General features: G+C 71.5%; 23 protein-coding genes and 1 pseudogene. 16 read left to right on the forward strand and 8 right to left on the reverse strand.

Annotation, left to right across the window (positions count from 1 at the left end; all coding sequences use genetic code 11):
- Nucleotides 1-14 precede the first annotated feature (14 nt).
- Genes OG598_RS07960 through OG598_RS07970 form a run of 3 tightly spaced genes read right to left on the reverse strand, consistent with a single transcriptional unit; the run spans nt 15 to nt 3339 of the window.
- The gene (locus OG598_RS07960) at nt 15-1040 is read right to left on the reverse strand and encodes a D-alanine--D-alanine ligase family protein (RefSeq protein ID WP_328653791.1); all 1026 of its coding nucleotides are present in this window, start codon (nt 1038-1040) and stop codon (nt 15-17) included.
- On the reverse strand, nt 1037-2179 hold the full coding sequence (alr, locus tag OG598_RS07965) for an alanine racemase (protein ID WP_328653792.1): 1143 nt from the start codon (nt 2177-2179) through the stop codon (nt 1037-1039). Before alr ends, OG598_RS07960 begins: the two co-directional genes overlap by 4 nt.
- Nucleotides 2176-3339 (reverse strand): acyltransferase, encoded by a 1164-nt coding sequence (locus tag OG598_RS07970; protein ID WP_328653793.1) that lies wholly within the window; start codon nt 3337-3339, stop codon nt 2176-2178. The genes alr and OG598_RS07970 overlap by 4 nt, the downstream gene beginning before the upstream one ends.
- 132 nt (nt 3340-3471) lie before the next feature.
- Between OG598_RS07970 and OG598_RS07975 the strand changes: the two genes are divergently transcribed.
- From OG598_RS07975 to OG598_RS07990, 4 genes are all read left to right on the forward strand, one after another.
- Nucleotides 3472-3798: a PadR family transcriptional regulator gene (locus OG598_RS07975; RefSeq protein ID WP_328653794.1), complete on the forward strand. Its 327-nt coding sequence runs from the start codon at nt 3472-3474 to the stop codon at nt 3796-3798.
- Nucleotides 3795-4295, forward strand: coding sequence for a hypothetical protein (locus tag OG598_RS07980; RefSeq protein ID WP_328653795.1), 501 nt, complete (start codon nt 3795-3797; stop codon nt 4293-4295). The genes OG598_RS07975 and OG598_RS07980 overlap by 4 nt, the downstream gene beginning before the upstream one ends.
- Before the next feature lie 77 nt (nt 4296-4372).
- Nucleotides 4373-5245: an LLM class F420-dependent oxidoreductase gene (locus OG598_RS07985; protein ID WP_328653796.1), complete on the forward strand. Its 873-nt coding sequence runs from the start codon at nt 4373-4375 to the stop codon at nt 5243-5245.
- A 57-nt stretch (nt 5246-5302) separates the two neighbouring features.
- Nucleotides 5303-5614: a hypothetical protein gene (locus tag OG598_RS07990; RefSeq protein ID WP_328653797.1), complete on the forward strand. Its 312-nt coding sequence runs from the start codon at nt 5303-5305 to the stop codon at nt 5612-5614.
- 153 nt (nt 5615-5767) lie between these two features.
- On the opposite strand, the gene OG598_RS07995 is transcribed toward OG598_RS07990, so the two are convergent.
- Complete coding sequence (locus OG598_RS07995; protein WP_328653798.1) at nt 5768-6160, reverse strand: hypothetical protein; 393 nt, start codon at nt 6158-6160, stop codon at nt 5768-5770.
- A 220-nt stretch (nt 6161-6380) separates the two neighbouring features.
- On the opposite strand from OG598_RS07995, the pseudogene OG598_RS33535 reads away from it, so the two are divergent.
- Nucleotides 6381-6557: pseudogene (locus tag OG598_RS33535) on the forward strand (ricin-type beta-trefoil lectin domain protein); the annotation flags it as partial.
- 170 nt (nt 6558-6727) lie between these two features.
- On the opposite strand, the gene OG598_RS08005 reads toward OG598_RS33535, so the two are convergent.
- Nucleotides 6728-8989, reverse strand: a complete 2262-nt coding sequence (locus OG598_RS08005; protein ID WP_328653800.1) for a catalase — start codon at nt 8987-8989, stop codon at nt 6728-6730.
- Between the two features lie 184 nt (nt 8990-9173).
- Between OG598_RS08005 and OG598_RS08010 the strand changes: the two genes are divergently transcribed.
- From OG598_RS08010 to OG598_RS08060, 11 genes are all read left to right on the forward strand, one after another.
- The gene (locus OG598_RS08010; protein ID WP_328653801.1) at nt 9174-10073 is read left to right on the forward strand and encodes an alpha/beta hydrolase family protein; all 900 of its coding nucleotides are present in this window, start codon (nt 9174-9176) and stop codon (nt 10071-10073) included.
- A 137-nt stretch (nt 10074-10210) separates the two neighbouring features.
- Nucleotides 10211-10999 carry an ABC transporter ATP-binding protein gene (locus OG598_RS08015; protein ID WP_238676986.1) on the forward strand — a complete coding sequence of 263 codons (789 nt, stop codon included), beginning with the start codon at nt 10211-10213 and terminating at the stop codon, nt 10997-10999.
- Entirely contained in the window at nt 10996-11718 is a 723-nt protein-coding gene (locus tag OG598_RS08020) for an ABC transporter ATP-binding protein (protein ID WP_112672860.1), read from the forward strand. Before OG598_RS08015 ends, OG598_RS08020 begins: the two co-directional genes overlap by 4 nt.
- Nucleotides 11719-11748: 30 nt before the next feature.
- Nucleotides 11749-12627, forward strand: coding sequence for a branched-chain amino acid ABC transporter permease (locus OG598_RS08025; RefSeq protein WP_328653802.1), 879 nt, complete (start codon nt 11749-11751; stop codon nt 12625-12627).
- Nucleotides 12624-13736: a branched-chain amino acid ABC transporter permease gene (locus OG598_RS08030; protein ID WP_328653803.1), complete on the forward strand. Its 1113-nt coding sequence runs from the start codon at nt 12624-12626 to the stop codon at nt 13734-13736. Before OG598_RS08025 ends, OG598_RS08030 begins: the two co-directional genes overlap by 4 nt.
- Before the next feature lie 85 nt (nt 13737-13821).
- Entirely contained in the window at nt 13822-15108 is a 1287-nt protein-coding gene (locus OG598_RS08035; RefSeq protein ID WP_328653804.1) for an ABC transporter substrate-binding protein, read from the forward strand.
- 146 nt (nt 15109-15254) lie between these two features.
- Nucleotides 15255-16022: an SDR family oxidoreductase gene (locus tag OG598_RS08040; protein ID WP_328653805.1), complete on the forward strand. Its 768-nt coding sequence runs from the start codon at nt 15255-15257 to the stop codon at nt 16020-16022.
- Nucleotides 16023-16116: 94 nt separating this feature from the next.
- On the forward strand, nt 16117-16728 hold the full coding sequence (locus OG598_RS08045; protein WP_328653806.1) for a TetR/AcrR family transcriptional regulator: 612 nt from the start codon (nt 16117-16119) through the stop codon (nt 16726-16728).
- Nucleotides 16729-16791: 63 nt separating this feature from the next.
- A complete protein-coding gene (locus OG598_RS08050) occupies nt 16792-19617 on the forward strand; it encodes an AAA family ATPase (protein ID WP_328653807.1) in 2826 nt (941 codons plus the stop codon).
- A gap of 46 nt (nt 19618-19663) precedes the next feature.
- The gene (locus OG598_RS08055; protein WP_328653808.1) at nt 19664-20812 is read left to right on the forward strand and encodes an acyl-CoA dehydrogenase family protein; all 1149 of its coding nucleotides are present in this window, start codon (nt 19664-19666) and stop codon (nt 20810-20812) included.
- A gap of 17 nt (nt 20813-20829) precedes the next feature.
- Nucleotides 20830-21294 carry a MaoC family dehydratase gene (locus tag OG598_RS08060; RefSeq protein WP_328653809.1) on the forward strand — a complete coding sequence of 155 codons (465 nt, stop codon included), beginning with the start codon at nt 20830-20832 and terminating at the stop codon, nt 21292-21294.
- A gap of 109 nt (nt 21295-21403) precedes the next feature.
- On the opposite strand, the gene OG598_RS08065 is transcribed toward OG598_RS08060, so the two are convergent.
- From OG598_RS08065 to OG598_RS08075, 3 genes are all read right to left on the reverse strand, one after another.
- Nucleotides 21404-22543, reverse strand: a complete 1140-nt coding sequence (locus OG598_RS08065) for a cellulose binding domain-containing protein (protein ID WP_328653810.1) — start codon at nt 22541-22543, stop codon at nt 21404-21406.
- Nucleotides 22544-22776: 233 nt separating this feature from the next.
- On the reverse strand, nt 22777-23775 hold the full coding sequence (locus OG598_RS08070; RefSeq protein WP_328653811.1) for an acetylxylan esterase: 999 nt from the start codon (nt 23773-23775) through the stop codon (nt 22777-22779).
- Nucleotides 23776-23796: 21 nt separating this feature from the next.
- Nucleotides 23797-24834 (reverse strand): LacI family DNA-binding transcriptional regulator, encoded by a 1038-nt coding sequence (locus OG598_RS08075; RefSeq protein WP_328653812.1) that lies wholly within the window; start codon nt 24832-24834, stop codon nt 23797-23799.
- Nucleotides 24835-25175 lie beyond the last annotated feature (341 nt).

A 25175-nucleotide genomic window follows, 5' to 3' on the forward strand; every position in this document is an offset into this window, starting at 1 on the left:
TGCCGAGCGCCGACTCACACCAGGTGGTCGACCGCTCGGGCCGGCCGGGGCAACCCGCTGTGGTGGCCGTGGTCCTCACCGGCCAGCGCGCCGGCGATCAGGATGTCGATCAGGGCGGCGAACTCGATGCCTGCCTGCTGCCAGATCTGCGGGAACTGGGACGCGGCGGTGAAGCCGGGGAACGTGTTGACCTCGTTCACGATGGGCTCGGGCGAGCCCTCTGTGGGCAGGAAGAAGTCGACCCGCAGCAGCCCACGGCAGTCGAGGGCCTGGAAGGCGCGGATCGCACGGTCCTGAAGCACCTCGGTGGTCGCCGCGTCGAGCGGGGCGGGAATCTGGAAGATCGCCCCGCCGTCGTACTTCGCGTCGTAGTCGAAGAAGCCGGCGCCGGTCACCCGGATTTCCAGCGGCGGGCCGGCCTGCACCCGGCCGTCCGGGTGCTGGAGGACGGCCACGTCGATCTCGCGTCCCCGCGCTCCCTGCTCGACGAGCACCTTCGGGTCGACCTGGCGGGCCTGCTCCAACGCGGCGGGAACCCCCGCCCAGTCGTCCACCCTGACGACGCCCAGGCTCGACCCGGCCCGGGCCGGCTTGACAAAGACCGGCAGCTCCAGCCGACGCTGGTCCTCGGGCGACAGGGCCTCACCGGGACGCAGTGTCACCCCCGGGCTGACCCGCAGGCCCTCCGCCGCGAGGAGTCGCTTGGTGACCCCCTTGTCCATGCCGGCGGCGCTGGCGAAGACGCCGTTGCCGACGTACGGCACGCCGAGCCACTCCAGCAGCGACGACACGGTGCCGTCCTCGCCGTACGGGCCGTGCAGGGCCGGGAACACCACGTCCTGGGCCCGCAGGACGCGCAACGCCGCAGGCAGGGGCGTGGGTCGGCCGCCGACGTGCCACCCGCCGTCGCGGTCGATGAGCACCTCGGTGACCTGGTACCGCTCACGGTCCAGGTGGGCGAGGATGCTCGCCGCCGAGCGGCAGGACACCTCGTGCTCGCCGCTCTGCCCGCCGTACAGCACTGCCAGTCGGGTTGTCATGAGTTCCGTGCCCTTCCGTGGAGGTGCTCGCGGGCCACCCGGGCCCCGATGCCGGTCAAGATCTCGTGTGGGTTGGTGTCGGCCCAGCGGGCCCACTCGACGACAGTCGGAGGGTGCTGGTCGCCCTCGGCCGGGCCGAACACCACGACCGGGTCGCCGATCGTCACGGGAAGATCCCCGGCGTCGACCACGCACTGGTCCATGGCGATGCGCCCGACGATCGGGCACCGCCGGCCGGCGAGCCACACCGAGGCGCGGCCACCCGCGGCCCGGGGCAGCCCGTCGGCGTAGCCGAGCGGCAGCAACGCGAGGGTGGTCGCCGCGCCGGTCACGTGCTCGGGCCCGTAGGAGACGCCAGTGCCGGCCGGCACCCGCTTGACGTTGACCACGCTCGTCCGCAGGGTCATCGCGGGATGCAGCCCGAAATCGCCCGGACCGCTGACGCCGAACGGATCCACGCCGTAGAGGGCGATGCCGATCCGGCAGAGGTCGAAGCGGGTCCGCGGTGCGGAGAGCGCGGCCGCCGAGTTGGCCAGGTGGACGAGATCGGGGTCCAGGCCGGCCGATCGTGCGGTCCGCAGCGCCTCCTCGAAGATCGCCACCTGATTGGTGAGCGCGGGGGCGCCCGGCAGGTCGGCGTCGGCGAGGTGGGACCACACCCCGCGCACCCGGATCCCACCCTCTCGTTCGTACTTGCGGGCCCAACCGACCAACTCGGGCCAGTCGTCCCCGGCGGCCCCGTTGCGGGACAACCCGGTGTCCGCCTTGAGCTGCACCATCGCCGGCACGCCGAGCAGACGGGCCGCGTCGGCGACGGCGTGCAGGTGCGTCGTCGTGGACACGCCGACGTCGACGCCATTCTTGATCAACATACCGAAGTCGTCATCCGGGCTGTGCAGCCAGCTCAACGTGGGCGCTGTCACACCCTGCTCGCGCAGGGTCAACGCCTCGGCCGACGAGGTCACTCCCAGCCAGGTGGCGCCGGCGCGCAGCGCGGCCCGGGCCACCTGCACCGCGCCGTGGCCGAACCCGTCGGCCTTCACCACTGCCATCAGTCCGGTGCCGGTGACCGCCGCGATCGTCCGCACGTTGCTGGCGATCGCGTCCAGGTCGATCAGGGCTTCGGCGAGGGCGCTCATCCGGCCGCCTCCACCCGTCGCGTGCCGGGCAGCGCGAACAGCCAGCCCGCGCGAACCGCCAGCAGCCCGCGATGAACGGCCAGGCTCAGACCGATCACCAGCCCGCTCAGCAGAATCGGATAACCGAGGACGATCAGGCCCTGAGCGGACCCACCCAGCCCGGAAACCGGTACGAGCAACAGCCGGTGCAGTAGAGCCAGGACCGGCATGTGAATGACGTAGATCGGCAGGGTGATGCGGCCGAGCCTAGCCAGCGGTTCACTGAGCGCCGACCACCGGGACAGCCGGGCAGCGGCGGTTATGCCGAAGATCACTGCCACCACGGAGACCGCCGGCCACACCCCGAACCACTGCTGGGCGCCGGTCACGGCCATCGCGGTGAGCGCCAGGACGTAGCCACCCGAGGTCAGCAACAGCCGGCGGCGGCTGGCAGTGGCGGCCCACCGCTGGATCTGCGGCCGCAGGTACAGGCCGGCGAGGAAGAAGACCAGGTTCTGGTAGAGGCCGGCGCGGTTGCCCGGGGTGTCGAGCAGGCCGGCGGCGGCGACGGCGGACAGCGCGGCGGCGGGGACCAGGACCAGCACCCGGGGCGCCCGACGGGTCACCTTGGCGATCGTGAAGTACAGCGCCAGGGCGTACAGGTACCAGAGGTTGGACGGCGTGATGGTGAGCTGCTCCAGCAGGCCGAGCGCCGAGGTGGCCCGGTCGGTCGGCAGTTCCGGCGCTGCGGCGAGGACCACCGTGTGGATCAGGAGCCAGACGGCGTACAGGTAGAGGAAGCCGGCGATCCGGCTGCGGGCGACGACCCGCCACGGCCGCTGGGCGGCGTTCGCCGCGAAGACGCCCGAGATGGTGAAGAACAGCGGCATCCGCAGCGGAAGGAACTGCTCACCCAGCGTTCCCCAGAAGCCCGGCACCGGTACGCCGATGTGCCAGTCGATCTGGAGGTAGTCCTTCACGACGACGTGCCACAGGACGACGAGGATGATGCAGACGCCCTTCGCGGCATCCGCCCACTGCGCCCGGTGTGCTCCGGCGGCAGGCGCGGGCGCGGAGGCAGGTGCGGGTCCGGTCCGTTGGCGGTGGCGGAACCGGACGCGCGGCACGTCGGGCTCCGGCTCGGCGGGCCGGGAGTCGGTGGGAGAGAGCTGTTGGATCACCCACCGAAAGCTGCCAGCCGGATATCCGCACGTGATCCACGGATTGTCATGATCCGGTAATGGAACCGACCGGGCCTATACCTCCACGACGGCAGCTGGGAGGCTCTTATTTCACCTAGTATCGTTAAGGGCATGTCGGATGGACCCGTGCGCATCACCGGGCCATTCCTGGCTGTCCTTGACGCCCTCCTCGACGCAGACGGCAACGAGCTGCACGGTTGGGCAATCATGAAGGCGACCGGGAAGTCGGGCCCCACCATCTACAAGATCCTTGAACGGCTCGCCGAGTCGAAGTGGGTCACCTCTCGCTGGGAGGACGACACCGAGCCGGGAAAGCCCCGCCGCCGCTACTACCGGCTCACCCCACACGGAGCGACCAGCGCCCGAGAGCTGATCGCCGCACGCCGACCCCGGCCCGCACCGTCCACTCGCCTGGCCTTCGGTTGGTGCAAGGCGTGAACCGTTGGGAGATCATCGTCGGCGTCATCCTCGGTCTCCTGGTCAACGAGATGACCGATCTGTCACCGTGGGCGGCACGACGTCTCGCCCGCTGGGCGGCCTATCGCTGGGCGACTGATCCCGAGGTCGCCGCCGGCTACGCCGAGGAGTGGACCGCGATCGTCGACGAACGCCCCGGGAAACTGTTCAAACTCCTGACGGCCGTTCAGTTCAGCCTTGGCGCAGCGCGGCGGGCAGCGCCGAGAACGTTCGCCGTCGTCGGCCATGCCGCCGAGCGGAGGTTGGAATCCCTCCTGGACGGCCTCGGCATTGTCCTGTTCACAACTATCGGGCTCTCGCTCGCGATGCTGTTCGGCCTCTCGGCGGGGCTTCTTGGCGGCGCGCTGGACATCGACCCGAGAATCGTGATGGCTGTGATCCTCCCGCCAGCCTTGCCCGTCGGACCGGCGTTCCTTCTCTGGTACCGGAAGCGCCTTCGAGCAGGCTCCCCGAAGTAGCGGGTGCGAGTGTCTGCCCCGCAGACCGACGTTGGGGCCGCCAGACTTCGCCTAGGCTCGTTGCGGAGGTGCCGAACATGAAGCTCGGGCTGCACTACTGGAACTACTCGAACCCGGCCGACCCGGCCGCGATCGCACCGACCCTGGCGCAAACGGCGACAATCGCCGAGCAGGCCGGCGTCGCGTCGTTCACGGTGATGGACCACTTCTTCCAGATGGACGCGGTGTTCGCGGCCGAGGAGCCGATGCTGGAGGCGTACACCACGCTCGGCTACGTCGCGGCCATGACCCAGCGGATGACGCTGGGCGTGCTGGTCACCGGCGTGATGTACCGCTACCCGGGGTTGCTCGCCAAGACCGTGACGACTCTCGACGTGCTCTCCGGCGGCCGGGCCCGCCTCGGCATCGGCGCCTCCTGGTACGAGCGGGAGCAGCTCGGGCTGGGTGTGCCGGTCGTCCCGGTGGCCGAGCGGTTCGAGCGGTTGGAGGAGACGCTGCGCATCTGCCTTCAGATGTGGAGTGCCGACGACGGCCCGTTCAACGGGCAGCACTACCAGCTCGCCGAGACCATCAACTCGCCGCAGCCGTTGAGCCGCCCGCGACCGCCCATCATGATCGGTGGTGGCGGCGAGAAGAAGACCCTGCTGTTGGTGGCCCGGTACGCCGATGCCTGCAATCTGTTCGGCCGCGGCGGTAGCGACGACGTCGCGCGCAAGCTGGATGTGCTGCGCGGGCACTGCGCCGCCGAGGGCCGCGACTACGACACCATCGAGAAGACGGTGGTCGCGTCCCAGGCGCCGCTGGACGACACCGACGCGTTCTTCGCCGAGGTGTCCGAGTACGCAGCGCTCGGGGTGAGCGAGGTGCAGGTGACGCCGGACCGGGACCCGATCGAGTTCGCCCGGCGGCTCGGTGACGAGGTGCTGCCCCGGTTGGCCGACATCGGCTGATCCCGCTGCGCGAAATTCGGTGGTCGTGGGGCTGTCCGCGGTCTAGCGTGGCCCGCCGTGCTCTCAAACGAACAGATAATCGGGCAGGCCCTGGGTCGGATCGAGGCGGGGTACGTCTTCCCTGAGAAGGTCGCGGACATCGACGCCGCAATCCGGCGCCGTCTCGCGGCAGGCGAGTACGACAATCTGGAAGGGCCGGCGCTCTGCGAGACAGTCGGTGAGACGACGCGTGGCGGGGCGCACCCGACGGCCCGCCACCCGGTCACCGAACACATCCTCGTGACAGTGCCGACCGCCCGGACCACCAACAGCGTCACGACACGGTCGCCTCGCGTACGGGCAGGATGGCGGCATATGTGTCACTCGTAGCGACGCAGAACCTCGATGACGGTGATTCCGGGAAGGACCACCTTCATGCCGGGGTTCTGCGTCTTCTCGTTGTACCGCAACGGATCCGGGCGCGTCCGGACCGCCGATCGAGCCAGCTACTCCAAGTCCTTACTCGGAAAGGCCAGTGGAGGATCAGCAGGGGGTCAGCGACCAGGTCACCTTCGTCACGTTGGCCGGTATATACAGGTCGCCCCCGGTCCCGCCGGCAGGAGCGCAGTTTTTGAAGGGAATCGACGAGCCGAAAGTGAACCCGGATATTACGGCGTCGCGGCCTGTGCCGTTGTAGAAGTTGAATCCCTGGATGCTGCCGGTCCACTCGCTGTTGGTCGTCAGAGACGGCGTCTCCACGGGACCCTGCGGCGGGTGATTCCAGTTGGGCCAGATGCAGAGCATGCCCTGCGGGCAGTTCCCGGACCCCCAGCTTTGTATCGACACTCCGGGTGCTGCCGCCGAGGCGGTGGGGGCGGCGGCCAGCGCGCCTGCGACGGACGCGGCGATGGCGATGGCGATGGATTTCAACAGCACGGTTCACCTGCTTCAGATAGATGCATGTAGATGCAAATTTAAACTACCGGCGGAAAATTGACACGTCAAGCACCTGAGACGACGTAGTCCGACGGGGTCAATCGGAAGCTGGCGTCCACCTGTGTCTGATGACGATTGAGGTAGTTTCAGGGCACCGGATCCGGTCCGGCTCCAGCTCGCGGACTGCCGGGACGGCCGGGCCCGCAACCAGCTCTGGACGATGAAGCCGGACGGGAGTGTGCAGCTGGGCGGGCGCTGCCTGGACGTGCTCGGAGCGTCCAGCGACGCCGGAGCGGCAAATCAGCTCACCACCTGCAACACGACACCGGCCCAGCGGTTCACCCTCGACGGGGACCAGCACCTGGTCAACGCCCACAGCGGGATGTGCCTGGGTGCGGTCGGCCAGAGCACCGCGAGCGGGGCGCTGATCGAGCAGCGGAGCTGTGGCGCCGGCAGGACCACCTGCGGTGGATCCGGAGATGACAGCCTGAGCACGGGCGAGGGCTGTCCTCGCGTACTGCGGAGGACAGCCCTCGCCGGTGATCGATCAGGCGACTCGCTGACGGGTCAGGCGACCGAGGCCGGGAACCGTTCCCACACCCGGTGTGCGGCCATCAACTGCTGCACCGCGGTCAGCGCCTCGGCGCCCGAGCCGGCCGCCACGACGCCCGGGGTGCCGGCGACGCCGGCCTGCTCCAGCACTGTGACACCGGCGCCCCAGGCACCGATCGCCTTGGCGTGCCGCCAGCACTCCTCGACGAGCAGCAGCACGCGGGGGTCCACGGTGGCCGGGGCCGGCGTGCCCGCCTTGGCGTCGCGGGCCGGCAGGGCATCCGGTGCGGGTGCCGGCGCTCCGGCCAGCAGGACCGCGTCGAACTCGACCGACCGGCCGGTGGCGAAGGTGCGCTGCACCGGCAGGTCGCCCACCATGCCACCGTGCGGGGCGATCAGCAGCGGCACCATGCCGGCGCTGAACACGGCCCGGCGGACCTCGTCGACGCCGTCCAGGTCGCCAGCGGGGTCGACGACGATCCCGACCATCCGGCCGTCGCTCGGCCACTCCCGACCGACCTGCGACAGCGCCGGGCTGGGCGTGACGTCGGGGAGCGGGACGGTCGGCTGGGGTGCGGGCAGACCCAGGCCGGTGGCGACCTGCTCGCACAGCACCGGGTCGATGTTGGCGAGGCTCTGCAGCTGACGCTCCTTGATCGCCTGGTGGTAGCACTTGCCCAGCTCGAAGGTGTACGCCCGGATGATGTGTTCCTTCTCGACCGGCGACATGCTCAGCCAGAACAGGCGGACCTGGCTGTAGTGGTCGTCGAACGAGGCCGGGTTCGCGCGTACCTTCGGCGCCTGCGCGACGGTGACCGGCACGTCGACGAAGGCGTGCTCGGCGTCCCCGGCGGGGAACGGGTTGCCGCCGTCGAGCGAGTTCGGTCGGTACGGCGCGACACCCGCGTGCACGGCGTGCTGGTGGAAGCCGTCGCGCAGCATGTCGTTCACGGCCGCGTGCGGGCGGTTGATCGGGATCTGCGTGAAGTTCGGCCCGCCCAACCGGGTGAGCTGCGTGTCGACGTACGAGAAGAGCCGGCCCTGCAACAGCGGGTCGTTGGTGACGTCGATGCCCGGGGGCAGGTGACCGAGGTGGAAGGCGACCTGCTCGGTCTCGGCGAAGAAGTTCGTCGGCGTCCGGTTGAGCACCAGCCGCCCGACCGGCTGCACCTCGGCCAGTTCCTCCGGCACGATCTTCGTCGGGTCGAGCAGGTCGATGCCGGCGAAGGTCTCCTCGGGAGTGTCCGGGAAGACCTGGATGCCCAGCTCCCACTCGGGGTACGCGCCGGCCTCGATGGCGTCGTAGAGGTCGCGTCGGTGGAAGTCCGGGTCGATGCCGCCGATCAGCTGGGCCTCCTCCCAGGTCAGCGAGTGCACGCCCAGCTTCGGCTTCCAGTGGAACTTGGCCAGCACCGTTTCCCCGGCCTCGTTGACGAGGCGGAAGGTGTGCACGCCGAAGCCCTCCATCGTCCGGTACGAACGCGGGATGCCCCGGTCGGACATGTTCCAGATGGTGTGGTGCTGCGCCTCGGTGTGCAGCGACACGAAGTCCCAGAAGGTGTCGTGGGCGCTCTGCGCCTGCGGGATCTCCCGGTCGGGGTGCGGCTTGCCGGCGTGGATGATGTCCGGGAACTTGATCGCGTCCTGGATGAAGAACACCGGGATGTTGTTGCCGACCAGGTCGAAGGTGCCCTCGTCGGTGTAGAACTTCGTGGCGAAGCCACGGGTGTCGCGGACCGTGTCGGCCGAACCCCGCGAACCGAGCACCGTGGAGAACCTGACGAAGACGTCGGTCTCGCGGCCCTTCTTGAGGAAGCCGGCCCTGGTGACCGCCTCGGCGGTGCCGTACGCGGTGAACACACCGTGGGCGCCGGCGCCCCGGGCGTGCACCACGCGCTCCGGGATGCGTTCGTGGTCGAAGTGCGTGATCTTCTCGCGGAGGTGGTGGTCCTGGAGGAGCACCGGGCCGCGCGGGCCGGCCTTGAGCGAGTGGTCGGTGTCGCGCAGCCGCGCCCCGTTCGCGGTCGTGAGGTAGGCCCCCTGCTGACCGTTCGCGATCGTCGGCGCGCCGGTCTCCGCGCCGGTCGGCGTACGCGTCTGCGGTGCCCCCTGTTCCGGCTTCGGCGGCAGCGGGTCGTGCGGCGTCGTCTGCTCCTCGAGCGGCGGCGGCGCGCTCCCCGGCGCACCGGGGACATCCGGGGTGAGGGCGTCGGCGATCTTTCCTGAGGCGGTCTTCACGACGTTCTTGACCGCCTCGGCGGGCTTGCTGGAATCCACTGAATGAACCTCTCCATGGCGCGTGTGCGGGCCGGCGCCTGCCCTGCTACCCCAGGTCAGAGGGTCGAAACACGACTCATCTCGGCATCCTGCGCCGGGACTGGTGATTTCGCCGATGCCGGGATCGGCGGAGCAGCCAAAACTGACATACGTCGATATCCCTCGACTTTAGGGAGTGCCCGACGTGTCCTCACCAACCACCACCCGTCCCCGTTCCGTCGCAGCCCGTGCCACCCGCCTCGCGTTGGCCGCCGTCCTGGCCGCCGGTGGCGTCGTGGCCGGATCGCCCGGCGCCGCCCAGGCCGCCGGCCCGTACGAGCGGGGCCCCGCCCCGACCACCGCGATCCTGGAAGCCAGCCGCGGCCCGTTCGCGACGTCCTCGCAGAGCGTGTCCTCGCTGAGCGTCACCGGCTTCGGCGGCGGCGTCATCTACTACCCGACCAGCACCAGCGAGGGCACCTTCGGCGCCATCGCCATCTCGCCCGGTTACACCGCCGCCTGGTCCAGCATCAGTTGGCTCGGACCGCGCATCGCCTCGCACGGCTTCGTGGTGATCGGCATCGAGACCAACAGTCGGCTGGACCAGCCGGACAGCCGGGGCCGGCAGCTGCTCGCCGCGCTGGACTACCTCACCCAGCGCAGCTCGGTCCGTACCCGGATCGACAGCAGCCGACTCGCGGTGGCCGGTCACTCCATGGGTGGCGGGGGCAGCCTGGAGGCGGCCTCGTCGCGACCCTCGTTGCAGGCCGCGGTGCCGCTGGCGCCCTGGAACACGGACAAGAGCTGGTCCGAGCTGCGGGTGCCCACGCTGATCATCGGCGGCGAGAGCGACACCGTCGCGCCCGTCGGGTCGCACTCGGTGCCCTTCTACAACAGCATCCCGGCCTCCGCCGAGAAGGCGTACCTGGAGCTGAACGGGGCGAGCCACTTCTTCCCGCAGACCACCAACACGCCGACCGCGCGGCAGATGGTGGCCTGGTTGAAGCGGTTCGTCGACGACGACACCCGCTACGAGCAGTTCCTCTGCCCCGGCCCGAGCGGCTCGCAGATCGAGGAGTACCGCAACACCTGTCCGAGCGCCTGACGGCGGTCACGGGGCGGTCGCCGCTGGCGACCGCCCCGTCCACGTGCGTAAGGGGGCCATTGAAGGTCTTGACGCCAAACCCGAGAAACGTACACTGCGAGTGTAAATAAACACCCGCCACGACAGAGGGATGGGTGATGGAGCGCGGCCTCGAACTGCACCACATCGGCGTCCGTTTCGGCGGCCTCACCGCCCTCGACGACGTGTCCCTGCGGGTGCCACCCAACCGGGTGGTGGGCGTCATCGGGCCCAACGGCGCCGGCAAGACCACGCTGTTCAACGTGATCTGCGGCTTCGTCGCACCGGAGACGGGTTCACTCACCCTCGACGGTCGGCCGCTAAGGCCGCGGCCGCACCGGCTGACCCGGCTCGGCATCGCCCGGACCCTCCAGGGCACCGGGCTCTTCGCCGGGCTGAGCGTGCTGGAGAACGTGATGACCGGCGCGTCCCACACCGCCCGTGCCGGCTTCGTCCCGGCGCTGCTCGGGCTGCCGGCCAGCGACCGCGACGAGCGCCGGCTGCGCGGGGACGCCCTGGCCATCCTCGACGAGTTGGGCATCGCCGAGCACGCCGAGGCCGCGCCGACCACCCTGCCCTTCGCCGTACGCCAGCGGGTCGCCCTGGCCCGCGCGCTCGCCGCCCGGCCCCGGCTGCTCCTGCTCGACGAGCCGGCCGGTGGCCTCGGGGCGGACGACATCGCCGAGCTGGCGGAGTTGGTCCGGCAACTGCCCCGGCGGGACACCGACCCCTGCGCCGTGCTCCTGGTCGAGCACCACATGGACCTGGTGATGGCCGTCTGCGACGAACTCGTGGTCCTCGACTTCGGCCGGGTCATCGCCGCCGGCACCCCGGACGAGATCCGCGACGACCCCGCGGTCACCGACGCGTACCTCGGTGCCACAGTCGAGGAAGAGGTCTCCCCATGAGCGGCACCGACCTGCTCGTCGTACGGGGGCTGGTCGCGGGTTACGGTGCCGCGCCCGTGCTGCGGGCCATCGACCTCACCGTCCCGGCCGGCACCATCGCCGCTGTCGTCGGCGCCAACGGCGCCGGCAAGACCACCCTCCTGCGCGCGCTCTCCGGCATGATCCGCCCGGCCGCCGGCCAGGTCCTGCTGGCCGGGGAGGACCTTCGCGGTACGCCGGTGGAGCAGCTCGTCCGACGCGGCATGGCACACGTCCCGGAGGGCCGGGGCGTGATCAGCGAGCTGACCGTCGACGAGAACCTGCGCCTCGGCGGGCTGTGGCGACGCGACCGGGCCGACGCCGGGCGGGCTCTCGACGAGGTCTACCAGCTCTTCGAGCCGCTGGCCCGACGCCGTCGGCACCTCGGTCACCAGCTCTCCGGCGGCGAGCGGCAGATGCTCGCGCTCGGTCGGGCCCTGGTCGGTCGACCCCGTCTGCTGCTGCTGGACGAGCCGTCGCTCGGCCTGGCGCCACGGGTGGTGGCCCGGACCATGGCCCTGCTCCGCCAACTGCGCGACCGCACCGGGCTGACCGTCCTGCTGGTCGAGCAGAACGTGCGCAGCGCGCTCGCCGTCGCCGACCAGGGCGTCGTGATGTCCCTCGGTCGGGTGGTGATCGCCGCCCCGGCGGTGCAGCTACGCGACGACGTCGACCTGCGCCACGCGTACCTCGGTTTCTGACCACCATCTCGTCTCCCGGAGGGAGGACTGTTGGACCGCTTCGTCTTCCTCACCGTCGACGGCCTGTCCCGGGGCGCTGTGTACGCCGCGTTCGCGCTGGCCCTGGTGCTCATCTGGCGGGCGGCGCGAGTCGTCAACTTCGCCCAGGGAGCGATGGCCGTCGCCGCCGCGTACGTCGCCTACACCGTCAGCACCGCTACCGGTTCCTACTGGCTGGGCTTCGTGGTCGCGATCGTCGCCGGCCTGCTGCTCGGTGCGCTGGTGGACCGGGTGGTGATGCGGCACGTCGATCACGCCTCACCGCTCAACCCGGTGATCGTCGCGCTCGGGCTGGTGCTGCTGATCCAGGCCGTGCTCGGCATGGTGTACGGCAGCGAGTTCCGCCCCGCCGAGGCCCCGTTCAGCCGGTCCGCCCTCACCGTGGGCGGGGTCGCCGTGCTGTCCCCGTACGACCTGTTCGTCTTCGCCACGATCGGCGTGGTGGTCACCGGCCTGGCCTGGATGTTCGCGCGTACCCCGGTGGGGTTGCGGATGCGCGCGGCGGCCTTCGCTCCGGAGGTCTCCCGGCTGCTCGGGGTCAACGTCGGCGGGATGCTGACCCTCGGCTGGGCGCTCGCCTCCGGGGTGGGCGCGCTGGCCGCGATGCTGGTCCTGCCGACCGAGCTGGGCCTGCACCCGCACGCGATGGACCTGGTGTTCGTCTCGGCGTTCACAGCGGCGGTGGTCGGCGGGCTGGACAGTCCACCGGGGGCGGTGGTCGGTGGGCTGGTGGTGGGTTTGCTGCTGTCCTACGTCAGCGGTTACGCCGGCAGTGACCTCACCCCGCTCGCGGTGCTGGTCCTGCTGCTGGCGGTGCTGCTGGTCCGGCCCGGTGGGCTGTTCGCCCCGGTCGCGGCGAGGCGGGTGTGAGCGCCACGAGGGCGGCAGTGCCGCCGAGAGAGCAGCTCGACGACCCGGGCAGCCGACCGGTCGACCGGCGACGCGGCTCCACACTGCTGCGCCACCTCGCCGTGGTGCTGGCCGCCGGGTTGCTGCTGGTGGCGGTCAGCTACTCCGTCGAGCCGTTCCGCAACTTCCAGCTCGCCACGGTGGCCGCCTACCTCTGCGCGACCGCCGGGTTGACCGTCCTCACCGGGCTCAACGGTCAACTGTCGCTCGGGCACGGCGCCCTGATGGCCACCGGGGCGTACACGGTGGCGCTGTGCCAGACCGCGTTCGCCGACCGGGGGATGACCGGCGGCTGGCTGTTGCCGCTGTCGTTGGGTGCGGCGATCCTCAGCACCGTCGCGGTCGGCGCCGTGGTCGGTGTGGCAGCGGCCCGGCTGCGCGGCCCCTACCTGGCCGGGGTCACCCTCGCGGTGGCAGTGGTGGTGCCGGCGCTGGCGGTCACCTTCGACGGCGTGTTCAACGGCGAGCAGGGGCTGTCGGTGCCGGTGGAGCCGCCGCCGCTGTCGCTCGGCCCGTACTTCCCGTACGAGCAGTGGCAGCTCTGGGTCACCGGCGCGGCCACCCTGCTCGCGTTGCTGCTGTTGGCGAATCTGATCCGCAGCCGGTACGGGCGTACCTTCCGGGCGGTCCGCGACGACGAGGTGGCGGCCCGCCTTGCCGGCATCCACGTGGCCCGCACCCAGGTCCTCGCGTTCGTGGTCAGCGCGGCGACCGCCGGGCTCGGCGGCGCGCTGCTGGCGGTGCTCGCGCAGAGCGTCTCACCCGGCGCGTTCTCGCTGACCCTGTCGCTGTTCCTGCTGATGGCCGTGGTGATCGGTGGCCTGGGTCGACTGACCGGCGCGCTGTGGGGGGCCGTCCTGCTGGTCGCCCTGCCCGATCTGACCCACTCGGTGACCGAGATGCTCACGCTCTCGCCCGCTGTGGCGCAGCGGCTGGAGGGCAACCTCCCCCTGGCGATCTTCGGACTCACCCTGATCGTCGTCATGATCGCCGCCCCCGGCGGTGTGCAGGGTCTGCTGTCGCGTCTCGGCCGGGCGTTGCTGGCCAGGCGGCCGACCCGGCGTTCCTGAGCTGTCCTCGGTCCGGCCTCGGCCGGGCGCCCCACCACCACACCGTTCCCACAGACAACCGGACCGAGAAAGGTCGGTGTTTCCCATGCACCGTAAAGCGCATCGCGGCCTCGCGATCGCCAGCACCCTTGCCCTGCTCATCACCGCAGCCGGCTGTAGCGGCGACGACGGCCCCGGCTCCGGCGGGGCGTCGGTGCCGGGCGTCACCGACACCGAGATCGTCGTCGGCACCCACATGCCGCTGACCGGTCCGGCCTCGGCCGGCTACTCGAAGATCGCCCCGGCGACGAAGGCGTACTTCGACTACGTCAACGCCAACGGCGGAGTGCACGGCCGCAAGATCACCTACAAGATCATGGACGACGGCTACAACCCGGCGAACACCCAGCAGGTGGTCCGTCAGCTCGTCCTCCAGGACAAGGTCTTCGCCGTCCTCAATGGTCTGGGCACGCCGACGCACACCGGTGTGCTCGACTTCCTCAAGAGCAACCGGGTGCCAGACCTCTTCGTCGCCTCCGGCAGCCGTAGCTGGGACCAGCCGGACAAGTATCCGGGCACGTTCGGGTTCAACCCGGACTACACGGTCGAGGGCAAGATCCTCGCCAACTACGCGAAGGCGAACCTGGCCGGCCAGAAGGTCTGCTTCCTCGGTCAGGACGACGACTTCGGCCGGGACAGCCTGGCCGGCGTCGAGAAGGTGCTCGGCGCCGGTGCCGTGGCGGTCAAGCAGACGTACGTCACCAGCAACACCAACGTGGCGCCGCAGATCGGCGCGTTCAAGGCGGCCGGTTGCCAGGTCGTCGTGCTCGCCACGGTGCCCGGCTTCACCGCGCTCTCCGTCGGCACGGCGGCACGGCTGGGCTTCAAGCCGCAGTGGCTGGTCTCCAACGTCGGCGCCGACCACCCGACCCTGGCCAAGCAGCTCGGTGCCGCCGCGCCGCTGCTGGAGGGCATGGTCGGCACCAACTATCTGCCGATGCAGAACGACACAGCGAACCCGTGGGTCCAGCTCTTCACGAAGGTCAACAAGGAGCACAACGGGGACGCGCCGTTCGACGGCAACACCGTCTACGGCATGTCGGTCGGCTATCTCTTCGTGCAGGTGCTGCTCGCCGCCGGCAAGGACCTCACCCGGGAGAAGGTGCTGGAGGCCGTGCAGAAGGGCGGCTTCCAGGGCCCCGGGCTGGTGCCGCTGCGCTTCTCCGCCAAGGATCACTCCGGGTACGGAGGCCAGCGGTTGAGCCGGGTGAGCGGGGGAGTGCAGACCTACTTCGGGCCGGCGTACGAGACCGACGAGGCGGACGGGGCGGTCAACGAGTACACCGCCACACCGGCCGCGCCACCGGCGAACGGGGTGCCGACCGTCTCCTGAGGCTTCGCAGCCCTCGACGTCCGACCGGGCGTGGTTTCCCCCGACCACGCCCGGTCGGACGGCTGCGCGCGTGCTGCCGGCGCGGCCTGCCGGCCGATCGTCGGAGGCGTTGACCGATACCGATCGACCCTCCTACTATCTGCACCGTGAATGCATATTCGGGCCGACTCGCGGGCCGGGTCGCCATCGTCACCGGCGCCAGTCGCGGAATCGGTCTGGCCATCGCCCAACGCCTCGTCGCCGAAGGCGCGCGGGTGGGCCTGACCGCACGCCGCCCCGAGGGGCTGGCCGAGGCGGTCGCCACCCTGGGCGGTCCGGCACACGCCCTCGCGGTGCCGGGCCGGGCCGACGATCCCGAGCATCGGGCCGCCGCGGTGAGCCAGGTGAGCGCAGCGTTCGGGCCGGTGGATCTGCTGGTAAACAACACCGGCATCAACCCGGTGCACGGCCCGCTGGTCGAGCTGGACCTGGCCGCGGCCCGCAAGATCCTCGACGTGAACGTGGTCGCCGCGCTCGGCTGGGTGCAGGAGGTCTGCGCCGCCGGCATGAGCGAGCGCGGCGGCTGCGTCGTCAACGTCTCGTCGATCGCCGGGCTCGGCCCGTCGCCCGGCATCGCCTGCTACGGGGTCAGCAAGGCCGCGCTCAACCACCTCACCGCCAGCCTCGCCGTGGAGTTGGGGCCGACGGTCCGGGTCAACGCTGTCGCCCCCGGCGTGGTGAAGACCCGCTTCGCCGCCGCCCTCTACGACGGGCGGGAGGCCGAGGTCGCCGCGCGGTACCCGCTCGGGCGCCTCGGTCTGCCGTCGGACGTGGCGGGCGCTGTCGCCTTCCTGGCCTCAGACGACGCCAGTTGGATCACCGGGCAGACCATCGTCTGCGACGGCGGCGTCTCGCTGACCGGCCGGGCCGGATGACGGCGTCGGCGGAGCGTCCGGAGCCGCTGATCAACGGCTGTCTAGACTCGGCGGTGCGTCGGGGGACGCCGTGGCGGTGAGGGGGCGAGGGCGGATGGACGGGGTCGATGTGGCGGGCCGGGTCGACGGGCGTACCGCCCGCGCCGAGCGGACCCGCGCCGCCATCGTCGAGGCGCACCTAGCGCTCATCTCCGAGGGCGACCTCCGCCCGACCGGAGAACGCATCGCCGAGCGGGCCGGCATCTCGCTGCGCACCCTCTGGACCAACTTCAAGGACATGGAGACGCTCTTCGAGGCCAGCGGCGCGGAGGTGCTCCGCCAGCAGGACGCCGCCTACCGGCCGATCTCACCGGGGCTGCCGTTGGCGAAGCGGGTCGACGCGTACTGCCGGCAGCGGGCTCGACTGCTCCAGCTCATCGCGTCGTCGGCGCGGGCCGCCCAGATGCGTGAGCCGGTCTCCGAACAGCTGCACCGCAACCGTCTCAAGCACATCGAACGGGTCCGCGACGAGGTCGAGGAGCTCTTCGCCGTCGAGCTGGCCGAGGCCGGGGCGGGGCGGGAGCAGTTGCTCAACGCCCTGGTGGCGGCGAGCACCTGGCAGGCCTGGTCGATGCTGCGCTACGGGCTCGGTCTCGGCGTGGACCAGGCCCGCGCGGTGATGGCCCGGACCGTGGGCGCCCTGCTGGCCGAGGTCGCGCCCGACTGACTCCGGCCCGGCCGATATCGCCCCCTCTTTCCATTCGGTTTCCGATGGGTAACACTGGCAGGCATGGTTACTGCATCAAGAGTGCAACTAACCGTGCTGCGTGGCCGGGACGACGAGTGCCGGGCTGTCCGGAGCCTGCTCGACGGCATGACCGACGCCGGCGGTGCCCTGCTGTTGCGCGGAGAGCCCGGATCGGGCCGGACGGCGCTTCTCGGCTACGCCCATCGCCATGCCGAGGGTGGCTGCACAGTGCTCGCCGGCAGCGGGCTCGCCGAGGAGGCCGCCCTGCCGTACGCCGGCCTGCAACGTCTGGTCGACCCGGTGCTCGACCGGGCCGCCGCGCTCCCCGGTGAGCAGCGCCACCTGCTGCGGCGCGCGCTGGCCGGGGAGAGCTGCCCGGCCGACCGGCAGTTGACCCTGTCGATGGCGGTGCTCGGGCTGCTCGCCGCCGCCGCCCGGGGCCGGCCGTTGCTCGCCACAATGGACGACATCGACCGAGGTGACCCGCAGACCGCGCAGGTGCTGGCGTTCGTGGCCCGCCGACTGCGGCACCTGCCGCTCGCCGTCCTGCTCACCGCGGACGTCACCGCCAATCTCGACGGGATACCGGCACACCGACTGCGCGCGCTGACCGAGCACGAGAGCAGCGCCGTCCTCACCGATCGACTCGATCGGCTGACCGTCCGCGAGGGCGTCGACCGGCTTCCCGACCGACCAGCCGCGTCGGCCCTGACCGCGTTGGCCACGATCGGCGGCGGCAATCCGCAGGCCCTGGTGGACCTGGCCGAGGTGCTCACCGCTGGGCAGTGGCGGGGCGAGGAGTCGCTGCCCGCCGCGCCACCGGCGGACGGAGCACTGGGTCGTGCGTACCGCGCCCGGCTGGACCGGCTGCCCCCGGAGACCCGACGGGTGCTGTTGCTCGCCGCGCTCGACGAGGACGGCGAGCCGGGCACGGTGATCCGGGCCGCGGCGGCCGCTGGCGCCGAGGTCGAGGCGCTCGCCCCGGCGGAGGTCGCCGGGCTGGTCCGTGTCGAGCAACGAGGTGTCACGTTTCCACAGCCGCTGGTGCGCACGATGATCGCGGCCAGCGCGCCGCTCGCCGAGCGTCGCGCGGCGCACCGACTGCTCGCCGAGGTGCTGGTCGCGGACGGGCAGCGGCTCCGCCGGGCGATGCACCTCGCCGCCGCGACGGCGGGTGCCGATCCGGTCCTCGCCGCCGAGCTGGAACAGGCGGCGGTCGGCGGGTCCGACGGCTGGGCCGCCGCCTCGGTGGCGCTGCGGTGGGCCGCCGAACTGAGCGACAGTCCGGGGCTGACCGCCACTCGGCTGCTGACCGCAGCCCGGTACGCCTGGGCCGGGGGGCAACCCGACGAGGCCCGGCTACTGCTCGACCGCCTCCGCGCGGTCTGCGTCGACCCGGTCGTTCGAGGCCGCGCCGACCTGCTCCGCGGTGAGCTGGAGCTGCGCTGCGGCACCGCGTCGAGTGCGTCGGCCACGCTGCTGGCCTCCGCCGCGGCGGTGGACGGCACCGACCGTGCCCTGGCGCTGACCGGGCTGGTGCGGGCCGGCGAGGCGGTCTGCTTCACCGGCGACCAGTACCGGTACGCCGAGGTCGGCCGGCGGGCGCTGCCGTTGCGGCGCCCGAACGACCCGCCGGCCCTGGAGGTCATGGGCTGTCTGATCGCCGGGGTGGCGGCGACCCTGCGGGGCGACCACGAGCGAGCCGGGCCCGCGCTGCGCCGCGCCGTGGTGCTGGGCGACCGGCTGACCGGTTGGGCGTTGACCCCCACCGCGCTCAGCTGCGCCGCGGCGGCCGGACTGCTGGTGGCCGTGGACGGCGCGGCCCACCGGCTCGCCGAACGCGCCGTCGAGCTGGCCCGGGAACGGGGTGAGCTGTCCATGCTGTCGCGGGCGTTGGAGCTGCGGGCGGTCGCCGAGTACTGGCTGGGTCGACACGAGGCGGCGGCGGAGACCTCCCGCGACGGGCTACGCGTCGCCCGGGCCACCGGGCAGGTCAACTGCGCCAACGTCCATCTGGGCATGCTCGCCGTCCTCGCCGCGATCCGGGCCGATCGGGACACCAGCCTGCGGCGGATCCGCGAGATCGGCGAGTCGCCGACGCCGGGCAGTCGCCCGCACGCGCTCGCCGCGTGGGCCCTGGCGGTGCTCGACCTGATCGACGGCCGGCACGCCGAGGCAGCGGAGCGGTTGGCGTCGCTGGCTCGGCTCGGCACGCGCCGAGGTCAGGTCCTCGTGCAGGTGATGGCCACCCCGTACCTGGTGGAGGCGGCGGCGCACCTGGCGCACCGGCCGGCGGCGACGGCCGCCCTCGCCGCGTTCGACAGGTGGGCCAGCAGCACCGCGAGCCCGTTGCGCAGGGCCCTGTCCGCGCGGTGCCACGCACTGCTCGCCCCCCGGGGCGGCGCCGAGGCGGAACGGGACTTCCAGGCGGCGCTGCGTCTGCACCCGACCGAGGCCGGCACGTTCGAGCGGGCCCGCACCGAACTGATCTTCGGCCAGGAGTTGCGCCGCAGCCGACGCCCTCGCGACGCGCGGACGCACCTGCACCAGGCCCGCGAGATGTTCAGCCTGCTCGGGGTGGAGTGCTGGGCCGAGCAGGCCACCACGGAGCTACGGGCGGCCGGGGAGTCGATCGGTCCGCCTGACCTGCCCGCGGCGCGGTTGTTGACCGGCCAGCAACTACGGATCGCCGAGCTGGTCGCCGAGGGTGCCACCAACCGGGAGATCGCCGCCCGGATGTTCCTCTCCACCCGTACGGTCGACCACCACCTGCGCAACGTGTTCCACAGGCTGGGCATCCGTTCGCGGACCGAGCTGGCCCGCGCGTTCACCGCCGAGCGGCACGTCGGTCTGGCCTCCGACCGGTGAACGTCCGGTCTGGACGCGTTTAACTATCACCGCTAGTTTGAGCGTCATGGACCTCACCCTCTCCGCCGAGCAGGCGGCGGTCCGCCAGCTGGCCGCCGAGTTCGCCGACCGCGAGCTGCTGCCACACGCGGCCGCCTGGGACCGCCGCGAATCGGTCGACCCCGCCATCGTCGGCATGCTCGGTGACCTCGGCTTCCTGGGGCTGACCATCGCCGAGACCGACGGCGGTTCCGGCGGCGACCACCTCGCGTACTGCCTGGTCCTGGAGGAACTGGGCCGGGGCGACTCGGCGGTGCGCGGCATCGTCTCGGTCTCCCTCGGCCTGGTCGCGAAGTCGATCGCCGCGCACGGGAGCGCGCAACAGCGGGCCGAGTGGTTACCGAGGCTCTGCTCCGGCAGCGCACTCGGCTGCTTCGCGCTGACCGAGCCGGACAGCGGCTCCGACGCGGCGGCACTGCGCACCCGTGCGGTCCGCGACGGCACCGACTGGCTGCTCACCGGCACGAAGATGTTCATCACCAACGGCACCACCGCCGACGTCGCGCTGGTCTTCGCCCGCACCGGCGGCCCCGGGCACCGAGGAATCACCGCGTTCCTGGTGCCCACCGACAGCCCGGGCCTGACCCGGCGGGAGATCCACGGCAAGCTCGGCCTGCGCGGCCAGGCCACCGGCGAGCTGGGCTTCGACGAGGTGCGCGTGCCCGACACCGCCCGCCTCGGCGCCGAGGGCGCCGGATTCCGGCTGGCCCTGGCCACCCTCGCCAAGGGCCGGATGTCGGTGGCCGCCGGGTGCGTCGGCATCGCCCAGGGCTGCCTCGACGCGGCCGTCGGTTACGCCGGGCAGCGCACCCAGTTCGGCAAGCCGATCGCCGGGCACCAGCTCGTCCAACAACTGCTCGCCGCCATCGCTGTCGACACCGCCGCCGCCCGGCTGCTGGTGTGGCAGGTGGCCGACCTGATCGACCGCGACCAGCCGTTCGCCACCGAGGCGTCGACGGCCAAGCTCTTCGCCAGTGAGGCCGCCGTCCGCGCGGCCAACAACGCGGTCCAGGTCTTCGGCGGGTACGGCTACATCGACGAGTATCCGGTCGGCAAGTATCTGCGCGATGCCCGGGTGGCCACTCTCTACGAGGGCACCAGTCAGATTCAGCAACTCCTCATCGGCCGCGCGCTCACCGGCGTCAACGCCTTCTAGCTGCAGGGAGATCCGGCATGAGAGTCTTCACCTCGTTCGAGGAGTTGGCCGCCGCGGCCGGCGAGAGCGTCGGGCCCGGTCCGTGGCAGCGCGTCGAGCAGAGCCGCGTCGACCTCTTCGCCGACGCCACCGACGACCACCAGTGGATCCATCTCGACCCGGTCCGCGCCGCGGCGGGGCCGTTCGGCGGGACGATCGCCCACGGGTACCTCACCCTGTCGCTGTTGCCGGCGTTGGCCGGCGGGCTCTATCGGGTCGAGGGGGTGGCGATGGGCGTCAACTACGGGCTGAACCGGGTGCGCTTCCCCGCGCCGCTGCGGGTCGGCGCCGCCGTACGCGCCACCGCCACCATCGCCGACGTGTCGCCGGTCAGCGGCGGTGTGCAGTTGGTCGTGACGGTCACCGTGGAGAGCGACAGCGGCGGCAAGCCCGTCTGCGTGGCCGAAACCGTGAGCCGGCTCTACCGCGCCGTGGAGCAGTGACCGCCAGCTCGGCGAACGTTCCGGCGTCGATGCGCGACGCGAGGTCCGGTCGACGTGCGGATGCCGGGGCGGTGCCGGGCCGCTGGGCCCGGCACCGCGACCGGTGGGGTCAGGCGAGCGTGCAGGCGGTGCCGTTGAGGGTGAACGCGGACGGCCGACCGGTGCCACCCGTGTGGGTCGCCTGGAAGCCGATGTCGACAGAGGTGTTCGGCGCGATCGTCGCGTTGTAGGAGACGTTGCGGGCGGTCACCGCTCCGCTGGACGGGGAGTAGGTGGCGTTCCAACCGCTGGTGATGCTCTGCCCAGTAGGCAGTGTGAAGCCCAGGGCCCAACCGTCGACCGGCGTGCTGCTCGTGTTGGTCACCGAGACCGACGCGGTGAGACCGCTGTTCCAGGCGTTGACCGTGTACGCGACACGGCAGTCACCGGACGGCGGGGGCGTGGTGGGCGGGGGCGTGGTGGGCGGGGGAGTGGTCGGGGGCGTGTCGCCCCCGATGCTGCCGGGCACCGTACGGAGAGCGTCGTACCAGGCGGCGGCCATCTTGCGGTAGCCCGTGGCGTTCGGATGCACCCCGTCGGCCAGGTCGCTGAGCGTCAGGGCGCGGTACATGTCGACCAGGTGTACGCGTTTGCCGGCGGCGGCCCGGCTCTGCACGATCCCGGGGATCGCGGCGTTGTAGCCCCGGACCTGGTTGTCCGCGCCGGACTTCGGGATGATCGTCGCGACGAACACGTCCGCGTTCGGGGCGGTGTTGGTGATCCGGTCGACGAGCGTGGCCAGCCGGGACGGGGCCCCGGACGTGTCGCCGTACATGTCGTTGGTGCCGATGTGCAGCAGCACGGTGCGCGGGTTCGTGGCCCGCAACCAGTTCACCACGTTGGCGTCGATCTGGGCGATCGTCCAGCCGGAGTGGCCCTGGTGGTCGTGGTCGCCGAGGCTGGCTGGCCCGTTGAACTGGGAGCCGACGAAGTCGATCCGGTAACCACCGGCCGTGAAACGCTGCCACAGCTCGATCCGGTAACCGCCGGGGACGTTGAACCCGTCGGTGATCGAGTCGCCGAGCGGCATCACGCGTACCCCGCCGTTGGACTCCGCGCTCGCGGGAGTCGTCGCGATCGGTACGGCGGCGACCATGGCGGCGACGGCGGCCAGGGCGGTCCACCATCGGCGGGCCCGCCGGGGCCTCGACGTCGGTGCGCTGCTGGTCGGTGCGAGAGGGGCGGGTTGGAAGGGCGTTGTACTGCGCATGGGACTTCCTCTGGTGGGGGTGCGCGACATCAGCGCGGCACGACCAAGAACCCGGACGTCTGCACTGGTGGTCGTGGCGGTGTGGAGCGGGTACCGACCGTCGAGTATCTGGCGGGGACGGACCGAAGTGCCGCGGCGGAGGTGTGCCCTGCACCTCGCCTGACGCACCATAGCGTGTTATCGCTAACACCGGCAACGCATCGCTGTTCGACGATGCCTTGGAGGCGGGCCGCTCAGACCCGTGCTGGGTGGAGCACCGAGCCCAGCCAGCGCAGCTGACGCCGGACGTGCACGGCTTCCCCGCCCTCATGGCCGTTGAACGGGTAGACGTGTATCTCCCGCTCGGGCGGGACGGGCCTGCCGTTCGCGGCGCCGTAGTGGTTGTAGGCGGCGAAGGCGGTTCGCGGCGGACAGACGGTGTCACGCCCGCCGACCCCGAAGTGCGCCGGAGCCGTCGCCCGACGCGCGAAGCTCACCCCGTCGACATAGGACAACGTGCGCCACACGGCCTCCTCGGCCTCCCGGTGCACCGCCAGGTACCGGGCGATCTCGCCGTACGGCGCGAGGTCGGTGAGCGCGACGGCCCGGCGCATGTCGCACAGGAACGGAGCGGTGGTCAGCACCGCGCTGAGATCCGCGACGAGACCCGCCACCGCCAGGGCGATGCCGCCGCCCTGGCTGTTTCCGACCACCGTGACGCGGTCACCTTCGACCCCCGGCAGCGCGCGGACCGCCTCGACCGCCCGCACCGCGTCGGCGATTAGGCGGCGGTAGTGGTAGGTGCGCGGATCGAGGATCCCCCAGGTGACCGGCCAGGGCCCGCCGGGCGCGCCGTGCGGGTCGGGGGTGTCCCCGGCGCCGTGCTGCCCCGCCTGGCCCCGGTTGTCCATCAGCAGGTGCGCGTACCCGGCCACCGCCCAGGTCGGCCGTTCGTGGGGCAGGCCGCGCCCGCGACCGTAGCCGGCGTACTCGACCACGGCCGGCAGGGGCTCTCGAACCCCGGCCGGGCGGGTGTACCAGGCGCGGACCGGGTCACCACCGAAGCCGGCGAACGTGACGTCCCAGGTGTCGAGCAGCCGCAGGTCGGTGGGTTCGGGGCGGACGTCGACGAGCACCGGTACGGCGGCCGCCTCGGCGAGCGTGCCCCGCCAGAACTCGTCGAAGTCGTCGGGTTCGGCGACCTCGGGTGCGTACCGCTGGAGGTCGTCGAAGGTGGAGGCGGAGTGGGGCACGGGTCCTCGCAGGGGCCGGGGTCAGTGCGGGTGGGCGGGGGGCGCGGTGCTCTCCCGGACGACCAGCTCGGTCACCAGGTCGATCCGGCTGGTCGCCGGCTCGTTCCCCCGGGTCAGGTCGAGCAACATCTGGGTGGCGATGCCGGCCATGTCGCGCAACGGCTGGTTGATCGTGGTGAGCGCCGGGTCGGTCCAGGCGGAGACCGGTAGGTTGTCGTACCCGATCACCGAGAGGTCCTCGGGCACTCGCAGGCCGCACTGACGGGCGGCCCGGAGCACCCCCATGGCCTGGATGTCCGACCCGGCGAAGATCGCCGTGGGTCGGTCCGGCCGCTGGAGCAGTTGCAGCCCGTGGGTGTGCCCGGCTCCGGCGGAGAAACTGCCGTAGCGGATCAGCTCGCGGTCGACCACAATCTCGGCTTCGTCGTGGGCGGACTGGAAGCCGGCGGCGCGGGCGCGGCTGCACAGCACGTCGGGTGGCCCGGAGATGATGGCGATCCGTCGGTGCCCCAGCTCCAGCAGGTGCCGGGCGGCGAGCAGACCGCCGTTCCAGTTGTTCGACCCGACGGTCGGCACGGAGGCCGAGGTGGCGCTGTCGGTGTCGACGACGACGAACGGGATGCCCTGCCGGCGCAGGTGCTGCTGTTGGGCCTCGGCCAGGTGGGAGAGGACGAACACCACGCCCAGGGGGCGGTCGGCGAGCAACGCCTCCAGCCATCGTGCCGGCGGGCGGTGCGCGCCGTCGAGCTGGGCGATCGACAGCCCGATGCCGGCTGCGGAGGTCACCGCCTCGACGCCCCGCAGGATCTCCATCGCCCAGCCCGTGTCGAACTCGTGGAACACGAGGTCCACCCTGCCGCCGCTGGTCGTGTGTCGCCGGACGCGGCGCTGGTACTGGTGGCGGTCGAGGCTCGCCTCCACCCGGGCTCTGGTGCCGGGGGCGACGTCGCCGCGTCCGTTGAGGACCTTGGACACGGTCGCGACCGAGACGCCGACATCATTGGCGATGGTCGCGATGGTGGTGGAGGCGGGTGGGTCGAGCGGGCGGTGCTCTGTCATCGCGGCCTCATACAACATCCGAAAGTTTCGGGCGACCTTAACATGATGAGACATTCACGCCAGTGGGTGCCGCAGTCGGGCTACGCATTCGCGGGACATTGCGCGGCTTGTCGACGACGGAGCGCCGATCGTGGGGTCACCGTGTGCAGGAAACACTCCCTGGTAGTCCGATTGAGACTCTTGACAGGCATCGATGGGGCACTTAGGTTGCCGAAAAGGTTACGCAGGTTTCCGGAAAGTTTCGGATCGTGAGAAACGTCCGCCACCGAGCTGGTTCACGAGGGCACGGGGATGTGGCCGGAGCTAAGGGGTCATGGCATGAGAAGTCCGTCGCTCGAGGA

Origin of the sequence: Micromonospora sp. NBC_00330 (assembly GCF_036136635.1) — a bacterium.
GTDB classification, from domain to species: Bacteria; Actinomycetota; Actinomycetes; order Mycobacteriales; family Micromonosporaceae; genus Micromonospora; species Micromonospora salmantinae.

Excerpts from the sequence above, each read along its gene's own strand:
- OG598_RS08035 (WP_328653804.1), top strand. The coding sequence starts at position 13,822 with ATGCACCGTAAAGCGCATCGCGGCCTCGCGATCGCCAGCACCCTTGCC.
- OG598_RS08055 (WP_328653808.1), top strand. The coding sequence starts at position 19,664 with ATGGACCTCACCCTCTCCGCCGAGCAGGCGGCGGTCCGCCAGCTGGCC.
- OG598_RS08015 (WP_238676986.1), top strand. The coding sequence starts at position 10,211 with ATGGAGCGCGGCCTCGAACTGCACCACATCGGCGTCCGTTTCGGCGGC.
- OG598_RS08020 (WP_112672860.1), top strand. The coding sequence starts at position 10,996 with ATGAGCGGCACCGACCTGCTCGTCGTACGGGGGCTGGTCGCGGGTTAC.
- alr (WP_328653792.1), bottom strand. The coding sequence starts at position 2,179 with ATGAGCGCCCTCGCCGAAGCCCTGATCGACCTGGACGCGATCGCCAGC.
- OG598_RS07960 (WP_328653791.1), bottom strand. The coding sequence starts at position 1,040 with ATGACAACCCGACTGGCAGTGCTGTACGGCGGGCAGAGCGGCGAGCAC.
- OG598_RS08075 (WP_328653812.1), bottom strand. The coding sequence starts at position 24,834 with ATGACAGAGCACCGCCCGCTCGACCCACCCGCCTCCACCACCATCGCG.
- OG598_RS08045 (WP_328653806.1), top strand. The coding sequence starts at position 16,117 with ATGGACGGGGTCGATGTGGCGGGCCGGGTCGACGGGCGTACCGCCCGC.
- OG598_RS07975 (WP_328653794.1), top strand. The coding sequence starts at position 3,472 with ATGTCGGATGGACCCGTGCGCATCACCGGGCCATTCCTGGCTGTCCTT.
- OG598_RS08060 (WP_328653809.1), top strand. The coding sequence starts at position 20,830 with ATGAGAGTCTTCACCTCGTTCGAGGAGTTGGCCGCCGCGGCCGGCGAG.
- OG598_RS07985 (WP_328653796.1), top strand. The coding sequence starts at position 4,373 with ATGAAGCTCGGGCTGCACTACTGGAACTACTCGAACCCGGCCGACCCG.
- OG598_RS08065 (WP_328653810.1), bottom strand. The coding sequence starts at position 22,543 with ATGCGCAGTACAACGCCCTTCCAACCCGCCCCTCTCGCACCGACCAGC.
- OG598_RS08050 (WP_328653807.1), top strand. The coding sequence starts at position 16,792 with ATGGTTACTGCATCAAGAGTGCAACTAACCGTGCTGCGTGGCCGGGAC.